The following is a 13,171-nucleotide window of genomic DNA, read 5'->3' as shown; positions in this document are numbered from 1 at the left end:
GGGCCCGCGCCGCACCGGGCGGTCAGCCCAGCGGGACGACGCCCAGCAGCAGCGCGACCCCCAGCATCACCAGCGAGCAGACCGCGGCCCGCCAGATCACCTTGCGGTGGTGGTCGGCCAGGTTGACCTTCGCCAGCGAGACGAGCAGCAGCAGCGCCGGGACCAGCGGGCTGGTCATGTGCACCGGCTGGCCGATGATCGAGGCGCGGGCCATCTCCACCGGGGCGATGCCGTAGTGGCCCGCGGCCTCGGTGAGGATCGGCAGGATGCCGAAGTAGAACGCGTCGTTGGTGATGAAGAACGTCAGCGGCATGCTCAGCACCCCGGTGATCACCGCGAACCAGGAGCCGACCGACGGCGGCACGGCCGAGACGATCCCGTTCGCCATCGCCGTCACCATGCCGGTGCCCGACAGCACCCCGACCAGGACCGCGGCGGCGAACACCATGGACACGACGCCGACGATCGAGGTGGCGTGCGAGGTCACCGCCCGGAGCTGGTCCTCGGGCTTCGGGAAGTTCACGACCAGGGCGATCGCGGCGGCCGCGACGAACACCAGCGACAGCGGGAGGACGTCCATGCCCAGCAGCACCAGCAGCGCGACGGTGAGCCCCAGGTTGAACCAGATCAGCTTCGGCCGCAGGGTCGGGCGGTTCGGGTCGAGGGTGCCCCCGAGATCGTCGGAGACGTCGGAGGCGCCACCGGCGGAGCCCGACGCCGGGCGGTCGGCACCGTGCGTGCCGTCGGTGCCGGTGCCCCCGCCGACCAGGGCGGGCTCGCGCACCGCCACCATCTCGTCGGCGACGACCGACAGTGTGCGGCCCGAGGCGAGCAGCCGCTTGCGCTCGGAACGACCGAGCTGCCAGGCCAGCAGCAGCACCGTGGCGATGCCGGCCACCATGCCCGGGACCATCGGGTTGAACAGCTCCGAGGGGGACACGTTCAGCACCGTCGCGGCGCGGATCGTCGGGCCGCCCCAGGGCAGGATGTTGAGCACGCCGTTGGCGAGGTTGGCGACGACGGTCAGCACCACCGGGCTCAGCCCGAGCCGCAGGTAGATCGGCAGCAGCGCGGACACCGTGATGATGAAGGTGGTCGAGCCGTCGCCGTCGAGGGAGACGACCCCGGCCAGCACCGCGGTCAGCACGACCAGGCGCACCGGGTCGTTCTTCACCGTGCGCAGCACGAAGCGGATCAGCGGGTCGAACAGCCCGACGTCGATCATCGTGCCGAAGAAGATGATCGCGAAGAACAGCAGCACGGCCGTCGGCGCGAAGTCCTTGAAGGCGGACGAGATCGAGTCGACGACGCCGTCCTCACCCGGTTCGGACAGGCCGGTGCCGGTCACCACGAGGGCGAAGGTCAGCGGGACGAGGACCAGCGCCAGTGTCGGCGCGAGCCGCTTCGACAGGATCAGGTACATGAAGACCGCGATCATCGCGGACCCGAGAACGATGAGCATCGGTGCTCCTCTTCGACGGACGTGTCGAGGAGCAACGCTAGGTCCGGACCCCCGCCCCGGTCCCGCTTGCGGACACAGCCCACGTAGTGGTCGCTGCGTGCCCTGTGGTCGTTGTGGTCACGGGGTCACTCGTCGTCGGCGTCGTCCCGGGCCAGAAAGCTCGACAGCCGCTCGACGGCCGTCTCGAACTGCGGGTTCGCGTCGACGAAGGCGCGGAGCCGGTCGGCCAGCCACTCGACGCTGACCTGCTCGTCGCCGCGCCGGTCGACGAGCTCCTCGATGCCGCGGTCGGTGAAGTACATGCCGGCGAGGATACGGCGGGCACTGCTTGACCCGGACGCGACGGCATCGTTTTCGATGGGTCTCCCACCGCCTCGTGAGGAGACCCCATGTCCACCGCGCCGCCCGCGGCGACCGTCGCGCCGACCCCGGTCGGCGACCGTGCGCTCGCCCCCGACCTCGCCCGGGGGGCGATGCTGCTGCTGATCGCACTGGCCCACGCCCCCTGGTTCGCCTACACCTCGGAGCTGGGGGCCACGCTGCTGCACGCCGCGGACGGCGGGCCGGCCGACCGGATCGCCCAGATCGTGACGATCACCGCCGTCGACGGCCGGGCCTGGACGCTGTTCGGGTTCCTGTTCGCCTACGGCATCGGGCAGCTCTACGCCCGCCGCATCGCCGGTGGCGGCACCGATGCGCAGGCACGACGGCTGCTGCGCACCCGGCACTGGTGGATGCTCGCGTTCGGTCTGCTCCACGCGGCACTGCTGTGGCAGGGCGACATCCTCGGCACCTACGGCCTCCTCGGCCTGGTGCTGGTACCGCTGTTCCTGCACCGCAGCGACCGCACCCTGCGGACCGTGGCCGGCGTGCTGGTCGGACTCGCCGTCGTCGTCCCCACGGTGACCGGCGTGCTCGCACAGTTCACCGGCGGCGGCACGCCCACGGCCGTCGCGCAGCAGGTGGCCCTGTCCACGCCGGGCTGGCTCGCCACCCTGCCGTTGCGGCTCGGACTGTGGGTCGCGGCGCTCCCCGGGGCGTTCCTGACCCTGGTGATGCCCGCCGCGGTGCTGCTCGGGCTGCTCGCCGCGCGGCACCGCGTCCTGGAGGAGCCGGGCCGGTACCTGCCCCTGCTCCGCCGCACCGCCGTCGTGGGCATCGCCGTCGGCTGGTCGGCGGGGCTCGCCCAGGCGCTCGTGCACGTCGGCGTCGTCGTCCTGCCGGACCCGGGCGCGTTCGCCGGTCTGCACATCGCCACCGGGATCTTCGCCGCCCTCGGCTACGTCGCGGTGTTCGGCCTCGTCGCGCACCGGCTCGGCACCCGTCCGGTGGCGCCGCTGCCGGTCCGGGCCCTCGTCGCGCTCGGCCGCCGGTCGCTGAGCGGCTACCTGGCGCAGTCGCTGCTGTTCGTGCCGCTGCTCGCCGCCTGGGGCCTCGGGCTGGGTGCCCACCTCTCGGGCTGGTCGGCGTCGCTGGTCGCGGTGGGAGTGTGGCTGCTCACCGTCGTCGTCGCGTACCGGCTCGACCGGGCTGGTGTCCGGGGGCCCGCCGAGACCCTGCTACGACGGCTGACCTACCGCTCGGCCGCCCGTCGGTGACCCCGCTCCGGGGGTGGCGGCACGGTGGCCGCACCGTCACCGTCGGCGTGCGGTGGCACCGCGGAAGCGTCGGCGTGCGGTGGCACCGCGGACGGAGGATCCCACCGGCCCGCGGGAACCCCACCGAGGGGCCGCACTAGCGTCCGGTGCGGCCGCACCCGTGGCCCGCCGCCCCCGACCCACCGGAGTACCGATGTCCCGTACCGAGCCCCTCGCCCGCACCCTGCACGACGTCGGACTGGCCGCCTGGTTCGGCGGGTCGCTGATGGGCGTCACCGGACTGAACGGCGCGCTCGACGCCGTCGGCGACCCGGCCGAGCGCGAGCGGCTCGCCGGGGCCGGCTGGGGCCGGTGGGGCCGGATCGGCAGCGCCGCGATGGCCACCCACCTGCTCGGTGGCGCGGGCCTGCTGGTGCGCGACGTGGCCCGTGCCCGGCGCGAGCCCGCCGCCGCCACCGCCGCGGTCTCCCGGGCCGCGCTCACCGGCGCGGCGCTCGCCGCGACCGCCTACGCGGGTGCCCTGGGACGGCGTGCCGGGTCGGAGGCCCCGGCCGGCGCCGGTCCGGCCGCGCCGGAGCCTGCCCTGGCGCGCCGGATCCGGGCGGTCGAGTGGGCCGTGCCCGCGTTGACCGGGGCCGCGGTCGTCGTCGGTGCCGTGCGCGGACGCTGACCCCGCACAGCACGACGGCCGGGCGGGGGGAGTCCCCGGCCCGGCCGTCGTCGTCGCGTGTGCCCTAGCGGGCGAACGCCTTCTCGATCAGCTCGGCCTGCTCGACCTCGTGCACCTTCGACGAGCCGGCGGCCGGGGCCGCCATCCGCCGCCGGGACACCCGGGTGAAGTTGCCCTGCAGCTGCGGGAGCTTCTGCGGCAGCTCCAGGCCGTAGTACGGCCACGAGCCCTGGTTGGCCGGCTCCTCCTGGACCCAGCGGACGTCACCGGCGGCCTCGGGGTAACGCTCGAGGACGGCGGCGATCTCCTCGGCCGGCATCGGGTAGAGCCGCTCGACCCGGACCAGCGCGGCCTCGTCGACCGACTCGTCGCCGTTCTTGCGGCGCTTGTCGCGTGCCGCGGCCAGCTCCCAGTAGATCTTGCCGGAGCAGAAGAGCACCCGCTTCACGCCGGAGACGCGCTCGCCCTTGCCGGCGTGCTCGGGGTCGTCGATGACCGGGCGGAACCGGCCCTCGGTGAAGTCCGACAGCGGGCTGACGACCTGCTTGGCGCGCAGCATCCACTTCGGCGTGAACACCACCAGCGGCCGGCGCACCCCGTCCAGGGTGTGCTGGCGCAGCAGGTGGAAGTAGTTCGCCGGCTCCGAGGGCAGCGCGACGGTCATCGAGCCCTCGGCGCACAGCTGCAGGAAGCGCTCGATGCGCCCGGAGCTGTGGTCGGGGCCCTGGCCCTCCAGGCCGTGCGGCAGCAGCAGCGCGACGTCGGAGAGCTGGCCCCACTTGGCCTCGCCGGAGGAGATGAACTCGTCGATGATCGACTGGGCACCGTTGACGAAGTCGCCGAACTGGCCCTCCCACATCACGAGCGCGTCCGGGTTGGCGACCGAGTAGCCGTACTCGAAGCCGACCGCGGCGAACTCCGACAGTGCCGAGTCGTAGGGCAGGAACCGGCCCTGGCCCTCGGCCAGGTTGCGCAGCGGGAAGTACTCGGCGCCGGTGTGCCGGTCGATCAGGACCGAGTGCCGCTGCACGAAGGTGCCACGACGGGAGTCCTGACCGGACAGCCGGACCAGCCGGCCGTCCATCGCCAGCGAGCCGAGGGCGAGCAGCTCGGCGAAGGCCCAGTCGACGTCGCCCTCGCGGGACATCTTCTCGCGCTTGCGCAGCACGGGCTCGACCCGCTTGTGCACCGCGAACCCCTCGGGGAGGTTGGTGTGCACGTCGCCGATCCGGTGCACGACCTCGAGCGGGACCGAGGTGTCGAGGTCGGACGGGACGAGCTGCTCCGACTCGATCGACGGCGACATCACCGGCGGGGTCTTCTCGAGCTCGCGCACCTCGTTGAAGACGTGCTCGAGCTGGTTGGAGAAGTCCTTGAGCGCCTGCTCGGCCTCCTCCATGGTGATGTCACCACGGCCGATCAGCGACTCGGTGTAGATCTTCCGGACGCTGCGCTTGGCGTCGATGATGTCGTACATCGACGGCTGGGTCATCGAGGGGTCGTCGCCCTCGTTGTGGCCCCGGCGCCGGTAGCAGATCATGTCGATCACGACGTCGTTGTTCCAGCGCTGGCGGTACTCGACGGCCAGCTTGGCGACCCAGACACATGCCTCCGGGTCGTCGCCGTTCACGTGGAAGACCGGTGCGCCGATCATCTTCGCCACGTCGGTGCAGTACTGCGAGGAGCGCGAGTGCTCCGGCGCGGTGGTGAACCCGACCTGGTTGTTGACCACGACGTGCACGGTGCCGCCGGTGCGGTACCCGCGCAGCAGCGCGAGGTTCAGCGTCTCGGCGACGACTCCCTGGCCGGCGAACGCCGCGTCGCCGTGCATGAGCACCGGCAGCACGGTGAAGCCGCCGTCGCCCTTGTCGAGCAGGTCCTGCTTGGCGCGGACGATGCCCTCCAGCACCGGGTCCACGGCCTCCAGGTGCGACGGGTTCGCGGTCAGCGAGACGGCGGTCTCGCCGTCGCCGAACATCCGGAAGTACTTGCCCTCGGCGCCGAGGTGGTACTTCACGTCGCCGGAACCGTGCGCCTGGCCCGGGTCGAGGTTGCCCTCGAACTCGCGGAATATCTGGCTGATCGGCTTGCCGACGATGTTGGCCAGCACGTTGAGCCGGCCGCGGTGCGGCATGCCGATGACGACCTCGTCGAGCTCGCGCTCGGCGGCCTTGTCCAGCACGGCGTCGAGCAGCGGGATGACGGTCTCGCCGCCCTCCAGCGAGAACCGCTTCTGCCCGACGTACTTGGTCTGCAGGAAGGTCTCGAAGGCCTCGGCCGCGTTCAGCCGGGACAGGATGTACTTCTGCTCCGAGGAGTCCGGCTTGACGTGCGGGACCTCGATGCGCTCCTCGAGCCACTTGCGCTGCTCGGGGTCGGCGATGTGCATGTACTCCGTGCCGATGGTGCGGCAGTAGGAGTTGCGCAGCAGGCCGAGCACGTCGCGCAGCTTCATGTGGCTCTGCCCGCCGAACCCGCCGACCGCGAAGTCGCGGTCGAGGTCCCACAGGGTCAGGCCGTGGCTGAGGACGTCGAGGTCGGGGTGGCGGCGCTGGCGGTAGTTTAGCGGGTCGGTGTCGGCCATCAGGTGGCCGCGGGTCCGGTAGGACTCGATCAGCTCCAGCACGCGGGCGGTCTTGTCGACCTCGCCCTCGGGGAAGTCCTGCACCCAGCGGACCGGCTCGTACGGCACCCGCAGCGAGGCGAAGACGTCGTCGTAGAAGCCGTCCTCGCCGAGGAGCAGCTGGTGGATCCGGCGCAGGAAGTCGCCGGACTCGGCGCCCTGGATGATCCGGTGGTCGTAGGTCGAGGTCAGGGTGATGATCTTGGAGATGCCGAGCTCGACGAGCCGCTCCTCCGACGCACCCTGGAACGCGGCCGGGTACTCCATCGCGCCGACGCCGATGATCGCGCCCTGGCCCACGGTCAGCCGCGGCACCGAGTGGTTCGTGCCCAGCGTGCCCGGGTTGGTGAGGCTGATCGTGGTGCCGGAGAAGTCCTCGGCGGTCAGCTTGCCCTCGCGGGCCTTGCGGACCATGCCCTCGTAGGCCTGCCAGAACTGCGCGAACGACATGTTCTCGCAGCCCTTGATGGACACGACGATCAGCGTGCGGCTGCCGTCCTTGCCCGCCATGTCCATGGCCAGGCCGAGGTTCACGTGCTCCGGCGTGGCGACCGAGGCCTTGCCGTCGGTCTCGACGAAGTGCCGGTTCATGTTCGGGAAGTCGGCCAGGGCCCGGACCAGCGCGTAGCCGATCAGGTGCGTGAACGACAGCTTCCCGCCGCGGGTGCGCTTGAGGTGGTTGTTGATGACGATGCGGTTGTCGGCCAGCAGCTTGGCCGGGACCGCACGGACGCTGGTCGCGGTCGGCAGCGTGAGGGACGACGTCATGTTCTTGGCGATGGCGTTCGCGGCACCGCGCAGCGGGGTGGTGGTCGCGCCACCCCCGTCCTGCGCCGGCTTCGCGGCCTTGGAGCCGCTGCCCGCGGCCGGCTTGGCCGACGACCCGTTCGACGACGCCGGTGCCGGGGCGCTCGCGGTGCGCAGGCGCTCCTCGGCGGGCGGCGGCTCGGCCTTCGGGGTGACCGGCGGCGGGACGTCGCGAGAGGTGGCGGTGCCGTTGCCCCCGGCCTTCCCGCCGTTCGTCACGGCCTTCTGGGCCGGGGCGTCGCCGGAGCCGGCCGCGCCGGTCCCCTTGCTGCTCACGGTGCCGCTTCCGGCGCCGTTCCCGGTGCCGTGCCCACTGCCCTGGTCGTCCTCGGTGCCCGCGCCGCGGGTGACACCACCCGAGGAGGTCGGGGCGGAGCCGTTGCCGGAGGAGGTGTCGTCGGACTCCTCGGTCCCGACGGACGACGAGGAGGAGGCCTTCTCACCGCCCTTGCCGTAGTCGGCGAAGAACTCGTGCCAGGCCGGGTCCACGGCCGACGGGTCCTCCTGGAAGCGCTGGTACATCTCCTCGACGAGCCACTCGTTCGGACCGAAGTCGCTCGCCTGATGGGAGGTACTGCTCGATGACACTCTGCGTCAACCGCCTTGATAGCTGCTCGATTTTTCGCGACCGGCTACCAGGTTAGTCCCCTTGGCGCGAGACCGGGCAGTGTGCCGGGTCCCACTTCGTGATCGTTTCGTGATCGACCGCCCGCGGACGGCGAGCGGCACGATTCAGAAGCCGGGCGGGGAGCCGAGCACGTCGACCACGGAGGTCTGCGTGGTCGTCTCGGCGACGACGGTGCCGACCGGCGGGCCGACGCGGGCCGGGCGCCGGACGGTGTCGCGCTCGCCGGCGTACTGCCCGTCGACAGGGGAGATCAGCAGCTCGGTGCGGACCGGCCCGTCGTCGTGGACGAGGGTGGGGTGCCGCTCGCCGTCGAGGTTGTCGGTCTCGCCGAGGGAGACGGCGGGCATCCGGCGCAGCGCGGCGTACAGCACCGCGCGCAGCTCGGCGGGGACCCGGCAGGTCCGCAGCGCGCTCACGGCGCTGGGGAACGGGCCGGTGTAACCGCGGCCGGGCGGGCTGTCGGCGATCAGCCGGTCCAGCATCGCCGCCGGGTCGCGGGGCAGGCCGGCGAGGAACGCCTCGGTCGGGTTGGCCCACGAGCCGACCTTCGCGGCGGGCCGGTGGCCGTGGAGCTCGGCGTAGAAGTCCCCGTGCGGGGCGCGGAAGCGGCCGGTGGGCCACTGGTCGGCGATGTCGAAGCCGTCCTCGATCGCCGCCGCGCCGTCACCGCACAGCCAGTGCACGCGGCCGGTCAGCTCGCGGTCGAGCAGCCAGTCCTGGGCCGGGTCGAGCGGCGTCCACTGCTGGAGCAGGTGCTCGCTGTAGTGGACACAGAGCTCGTCGCGGGCGAAGCAGGTCCCCATCCACCAGGCGTGCGTCGCCGTGTGCCGGTACTGACCGGGGGAGATCGGCTCGTCGGAGGTCCGGATGGCGAGCTCCAGCAAGTCGGTCTCCTCGTCATGTCGCGAGTCCTGTCGCGGGTGCCCCGCCGGGGGTTGCCCGGAGCACCGTGAACCGTGGATGACGTCACACATTCTCTACGCCCCGCCTACGAGCCGTGACAGGACCCCCCGGTACTGGGCCGAACGGCGCAATGTCGCAGGTCCCTCCGTCGGGGGGCGGCGTGGCGCTCACGCGGCCGCGCCGCGGCCGGACGGCCGGAGCCCGCGGTGGCGTCCGGCGCGACGGCGGACGGGTCCTGGCCCGCGCAGGCGGTGCGGCCCGGAGAGCCCGGCGAACCGGGCTCCGGCCACGACCGCGTCGCGCTCGTCGGGGGTGAGGTCCTGACCAACGGTGCTGTCGACCACGTCACCCAGATGAGCACGCCCGCGCGGGCCCGGCAAGCCGGGACCCGGGACGTCGACCCAGGACATCGGCCCAGGACGTCGACCTACGACATCCAGGTCTTGAGCTTCTCGAACGTGTGGTTCACGTCGTTGGTCATCGGGTTCACGTGCAGGTGGGTGATCCCGTTCTCGCGCAGGGCGGCGATCCGCTCGCGGACGTGCCCCTCGGGGCCGATCAGGGTGACCTTGTCGATGAAGTCGGCGGGGAGGGCGGCCATGGCCTCCTCCTTCTTCCCGTCCAGGTAGAGGTCCTGCACGGTCTTCGCCTCGTCGGCGTAGCCCTGCTTGGCGAACACGGTGTTGTAGAAGTTCTTCCCGCGCGCCCCCATGCCGCCGATGTAGAGCGCGTAGAGGCCGCGGGCGGCCTGGCGGGCGGGCTCGAAGAACTCCTCCTCGAGCGCGACGATCCCGCCGCCGGTGATCTGCAGCGGACCCAGCTCGGGGGCGCGCTTGGCGTAGCCGGCCTGCAGCGCGGGCCCGAAGACCTCCTGGATCTTCTCCGGCAGCACGACGTGCGGGAGCCAGCCGTTCGCCAGCTCCGCGGTCATCTCCAGGTTCTTCTCGCCCAGCGCGGCGACCCAGACCGGGATGTCGGCGCGCTTCGGGTGGTTGATGATCTTCAGTGGCTTGCCGAGGCCGGTGCCGCCGGGCAGCGGGATCGGGTAGAGCCCGTCGTTGGTGAGCTTCTCCTCCCGCTTCCAGACCTTGCGGCAGATCTCGATGATCTCGCGCGTGCGCCCGACCGGCTTGTCGTAGGCGACCCCGTGGAAGCCCTCGATGACCTGCGGGCCGGACGCGCCGAGGCCCAGGTTGAACCGACCGTCGGACAGGGCGTCGAGGCCGGCCGCGGTCATCGCGGTCAGGGTCGGGGTGCGCGAGTAGATCGGCAGGATCGCCGACCCGATCTCGAGACGCTCGGTGCGGGCGGCGAGGTAGCCGAGCAGGGAGACGGCGTCGAACGAGTACGCCTCGGCGGCCCAGACGACGTCGAGGCCGGCGCGTTCCATGTCGGTGACGGCGTCCGCGTTGCGGATCGGGTCGTCGCCGTAGGGGAGGACGGTGGAGAGCTTCACTCCCCGTTCAGTACTCACAAGTTACTCGTCGGTCAAGTCCGGGCCGGGGCGGAACCCGAATCCGAACAGGGGGGTTAACCGCACTGCCCGCGGGGTAGGGGTGCCGCGACAGTGGGACGCATGACGCTCGAGGCCGCACCACCCCGCAGCACGTCCGAGAAGCGGACGCCCGCTCCGATCGTCGACGGGCAGCGCCCGCCCGGCGCGATGTTCCTGGTCGGACTGTTCGTGATCCTCCCGACGCTCGCGCTGTTCGCCGCCGTCCCGCTCGCCTGGGGCTGGGGTCTCGGGTGGGTCGACGTCGCGCTGTTCGTCGTCTTCTACGCCGTCAGCGGCCTGGGTGTGACCGTCGGTTTCCACCGCTACTTCACCCACGGCTCGTTCAAGGCGAACCGTCCGCTGCGGATCGCCCTGGCGATCGCCGGCAGCATCTCGCTGCAGGGCAGCGTGCTCGACTGGGTCGGCGACCACCGCCGCCACCACGCGTTCTCCGACAAGGAGGGCGACCCCCACTCGCCGTGGCTCTACGGCACCGGCGCCTCGGCGCTGGTCAAGGGCTTCTGGCACTCGCACCTGGGCTGGCTGTTCGACCGCGACCTCACCAACATGAAGCGGTTCGCCCCGGACCTGCTCGCTGACCGCGACATGATGCGCGTCGAGAAGGCGTTCCCGCTGATCGTCGTCTTCAGCCTGGCGGGCCCGGCGCTCATCGGCGGTCTGGTGACCATGTCCTGGTGGGGCGCGTTCACCGCGTTCTTCTGGGCCGGTCTGGTCCGCGTCGCGGTGCTGCACCACGTCACCTGGTCGATCAACTCGATCTGCCACATCTGGGGCGAGCGTCCCTTCGCCTCCCGTGACAAGTCCGCCAACGTCTGGTGGCTGGCGGTCCTGTCCTTCGGCGAGTCCTGGCACAACCTGCACCACGCCGACCCGACCTGCGCCCGGCACGGTGTGAAGAAGGGCCAGATCGACATCTCGGCCGCCGTCATCCGCGGCTTCGAGAAGCTCGGCTGGGCGACCGCCGTCCGCTGGCCCACCACCCGCCGCCTCGAGAAGCTCTCGCAGAAGCCGGTGCCTGCCGCGGCCTGACCCGTCCGCGTCATACGCCCGACGCCCCCGGTGCCCCGTGCGCCGGGGGCGTCGTCGTGTCCGGGGGGGGGGCTAGCGGCGACGCCGGGCCGGTCGCCGCTTCGCCGCCGTCGACGCGGGGCGGCGCGCCGGCGCGGCCGGTGGCTCGCTGCGCCGGGTCCGGGTGCTGTGTGCCGAGCGGCCGCGCACGATCCCGATGAACTCCTCCATCAGGTCGCTGTTCTCGGCGTCCGGCCAGGTCAGCGCGACGCCGGAGCCCGGCGCGTCGACCAACGGCCGGTAGGTGAGGTCCCGGCGGTGGTGCAGCCGGGCCAGCGACTGCGGGACGACCAGCAGCCCGACCCCCGCCGCGACGATCTCGACCGCCTCGGCCGTCGTCGGCGGGGTGTACTCCGCGGCCCGGCCGGGCGGCCCGTCGGGCCAGTCGAGGGTGTCGTCGCCGGTGCGCAGGACGATCTCGTCGGTCAGGTCGGCGACGGTCACCTCGTCGGCCGCGGTCACCACGTGCTCCTTCGGGACCACCACCACGGTCGTCTCGGTGTAGAGCGGGATCGCGTGCAGTCCGGTCCGGTCGATCGGCAGCCGGGCGACGGCCGCGTCCACCGTGCCCGCGCGGACCAGGTCCGCGGCCTCGGCCGGGCTCACCGTGTGCAGCTCCAGGGGGACCCCGGGGCGGCGCTCGGCCCACATCCGGGTCCACTTGCCGGGGGTGACGCCCGGGACGTAGCCGAGGTGGAAGGACGTGGCGGTCACCGGTCGAGGCTAGCCGCCTAGCCTGGTGACATGACGCGCCAGAGGTCCGCCCAGACGATGAAGCCCGCGACCGCGGCGAAGAAGCTCGGTGTGCTCCTCGACGCCACCCCCGCCGACTTCCGCGAGGGGGTCGTCTCCCGCGACGAGCTCGACGCGCTGCAGGCCGACCCGCCGGAGTGGCTGCGCGAGCTGCGCGCCACCGGGCCGCACCCGCGCCCGGTCGTCGCGGACCGGCTCGGGGTGTCGATCTCGGGACTGGCCCGCGCCGGGATCACCGAGCCGCTGACCACCGAGCAGATCGCCGCGATCAAGGCCGAGGAGCCCGAGTGGCTGGCCCGTGAGCGCGCCACCCGCGCCGAGAGCCAGCGCGAGGCCGCTCGGCTGAAGGCCGAGCAGCAGAAGAACTAGCACGAGGACCGGAACCGTCCTCGTCCGCCGCCAGGCTCGGGGCATGACGAGCTACCTGCTGGTTCCCGGGTTCTGGATCGACGCGACGGCATGGAGCGCGGTCGCGGGCGACCTGCGCGCCCGCGGGCACGACGTCACCGCGCTCGACCTCGGTCACGGGCCCGGGGCCACCGCCCGGACCCGCGTCGACGACGTGCTCGCCGCGCTGGGTGGCGCGGGCGAGCCGGTCGTGCTCGTCGGTCACAGCGGCGCGGGCCCGGTCTGCGCGGCGGCGGCCGAGCGGGCCCGGGACCGGGTCGCGCACCTGGTGTTCGTCGACACCGGACCGCTGCCCGACGGGGTCGCGCAGATCGACTTCACTCCGCCCGACGCGCAGGCCGCGACCCGGGCGACCCTCGCCGAGCACGGTGCACTGCCGATGCCGTCCCGCGCCGAGCTCGACGCCGCGGGCAGCAGCACCGCAGGCATCCCCGACACCGTCTTCGACGACGTCCGTGCCCGCTCGACGGCCGAGCCGCCCGGGGTGGTGCTCACCGGCGCCCGTCGCGGAACGCCCGATCTCTCGCTGCCGAAGACCGTCGTGGCCTGCAGCTTCACCCCCGCCGATGCCCGCGAGCTGATCGACGCCGGGGTGCCCGGGTTCGCGGAGATGGACGGTCCGGAGTGGACGTTCGTGGTGCTGCCGACGGGGCACTGGCCGATGCTCTCCGCGCCGTCGGAGCTCGCGGGGGTGCTCGACGGGCTGGGGTGATCCCGCCCGTCGCGCATTCCGGT

The 13,171-nt window shown here is 72.5% G+C and carries 12 protein-coding genes; 5 read left to right on the top strand and 7 right to left on the bottom strand.

Annotated features, from left to right (window positions below):
• Positions 1-22 precede the first annotated feature (22 nt).
• Together Ae717Ps2_RS21825 and Ae717Ps2_RS38400 are read right to left on the bottom strand one after the other, a co-directional pair.
• On the bottom strand, positions 23-1,462 hold the full coding sequence (locus Ae717Ps2_RS21825; protein WP_075333843.1) for a CitMHS family transporter: 1,440 nt from the start codon (positions 1,460-1,462) through the stop codon (positions 23-25).
• A gap of 125 nt (positions 1,463-1,587) precedes the next feature.
• Positions 1,588-1,764, bottom strand: coding sequence for a DUF6104 family protein (locus Ae717Ps2_RS38400; RefSeq protein WP_020623156.1), 177 nt, complete (start codon positions 1,762-1,764; stop codon positions 1,588-1,590).
• An 87-nt stretch (positions 1,765-1,851) separates the two neighbouring features.
• On the opposite strand from Ae717Ps2_RS38400, the gene Ae717Ps2_RS21820 reads away from it, so the two are divergent.
• Both Ae717Ps2_RS21820 and Ae717Ps2_RS21815 read left to right on the top strand, forming a co-directional pair.
• On the top strand, positions 1,852-3,060 hold the full coding sequence (locus tag Ae717Ps2_RS21820) for a DUF418 domain-containing protein (protein WP_075333842.1): 1,209 nt from the start codon (positions 1,852-1,854) through the stop codon (positions 3,058-3,060).
• A 193-nt stretch (positions 3,061-3,253) separates the two neighbouring features.
• Positions 3,254-3,730 carry a hypothetical protein gene (locus Ae717Ps2_RS21815; protein WP_075310412.1) on the top strand — a complete coding sequence of 159 codons (477 nt, stop codon included), beginning with the start codon at positions 3,254-3,256 and terminating at the stop codon, positions 3,728-3,730.
• A 64-nt stretch (positions 3,731-3,794) separates the two neighbouring features.
• Here Ae717Ps2_RS21815 and Ae717Ps2_RS21810 read toward each other — a convergent pair whose 3' ends face one another.
• From Ae717Ps2_RS21810 to Ae717Ps2_RS21795, 4 genes are all read right to left on the bottom strand, one after another.
• Positions 3,795-7,682, bottom strand: a complete 3,888-nt coding sequence (locus Ae717Ps2_RS21810) for a multifunctional oxoglutarate decarboxylase/oxoglutarate dehydrogenase thiamine pyrophosphate-binding subunit/dihydrolipoyllysine-residue succinyltransferase subunit (protein WP_233147654.1) — start codon at positions 7,680-7,682, stop codon at positions 3,795-3,797.
• 210 nt (positions 7,683-7,892) lie between these two features.
• Complete coding sequence (locus Ae717Ps2_RS21805) at positions 7,893-8,672, bottom strand: hypothetical protein (RefSeq protein ID WP_083695254.1); 780 nt, start codon at positions 8,670-8,672, stop codon at positions 7,893-7,895.
• A gap of 186 nt (positions 8,673-8,858) precedes the next feature.
• Entirely contained in the window at positions 8,859-9,035 is a 177-nt protein-coding gene (locus Ae717Ps2_RS37425) for a hypothetical protein (protein ID WP_158071534.1), read from the bottom strand.
• 83 nt (positions 9,036-9,118) lie between these two features.
• Positions 9,119-10,147 carry an LLM class F420-dependent oxidoreductase gene (locus Ae717Ps2_RS21795; RefSeq protein WP_020623105.1) on the bottom strand — a complete coding sequence of 343 codons (1,029 nt, stop codon included), beginning with the start codon at positions 10,145-10,147 and terminating at the stop codon, positions 9,119-9,121.
• A gap of 120 nt (positions 10,148-10,267) precedes the next feature.
• On the opposite strand from Ae717Ps2_RS21795, the gene Ae717Ps2_RS21790 reads away from it, so the two are divergent.
• Positions 10,268-11,236: an acyl-CoA desaturase gene (locus tag Ae717Ps2_RS21790; RefSeq protein WP_020623104.1), complete on the top strand. Its 969-nt coding sequence runs from the start codon at positions 10,268-10,270 to the stop codon at positions 11,234-11,236.
• A gap of 72 nt (positions 11,237-11,308) precedes the next feature.
• On the opposite strand, the gene Ae717Ps2_RS21785 is transcribed toward Ae717Ps2_RS21790, so the two are convergent.
• On the bottom strand, positions 11,309-11,989 hold the full coding sequence (locus tag Ae717Ps2_RS21785; RefSeq protein WP_020622009.1) for a LysR substrate-binding domain-containing protein: 681 nt from the start codon (positions 11,987-11,989) through the stop codon (positions 11,309-11,311).
• 30 nt (positions 11,990-12,019) lie between these two features.
• On the opposite strand from Ae717Ps2_RS21785, the gene Ae717Ps2_RS21780 reads away from it, so the two are divergent.
• Together Ae717Ps2_RS21780 and Ae717Ps2_RS21775 are read left to right on the top strand one after the other, a co-directional pair.
• Entirely contained in the window at positions 12,020-12,397 is a 378-nt protein-coding gene (locus Ae717Ps2_RS21780; RefSeq protein WP_043278687.1) for a DUF5997 family protein, read from the top strand.
• Between the two features lie 43 nt (positions 12,398-12,440).
• Entirely contained in the window at positions 12,441-13,148 is a 708-nt protein-coding gene (locus Ae717Ps2_RS21775) for an alpha/beta fold hydrolase (RefSeq protein ID WP_075333840.1), read from the top strand.
• Positions 13,149-13,171: the final 23 nt, after the last annotated feature.

Source organism: Pseudonocardia sp. Ae717_Ps2 (genome assembly GCF_001932475.1).
Lineage (GTDB): Bacteria > Actinomycetota > Actinomycetes > Mycobacteriales > Pseudonocardiaceae > Pseudonocardia.
Note: the sequence above shows the minus strand (reverse complement) of the source record. Positions and strands in the feature narration are given on the sequence as shown.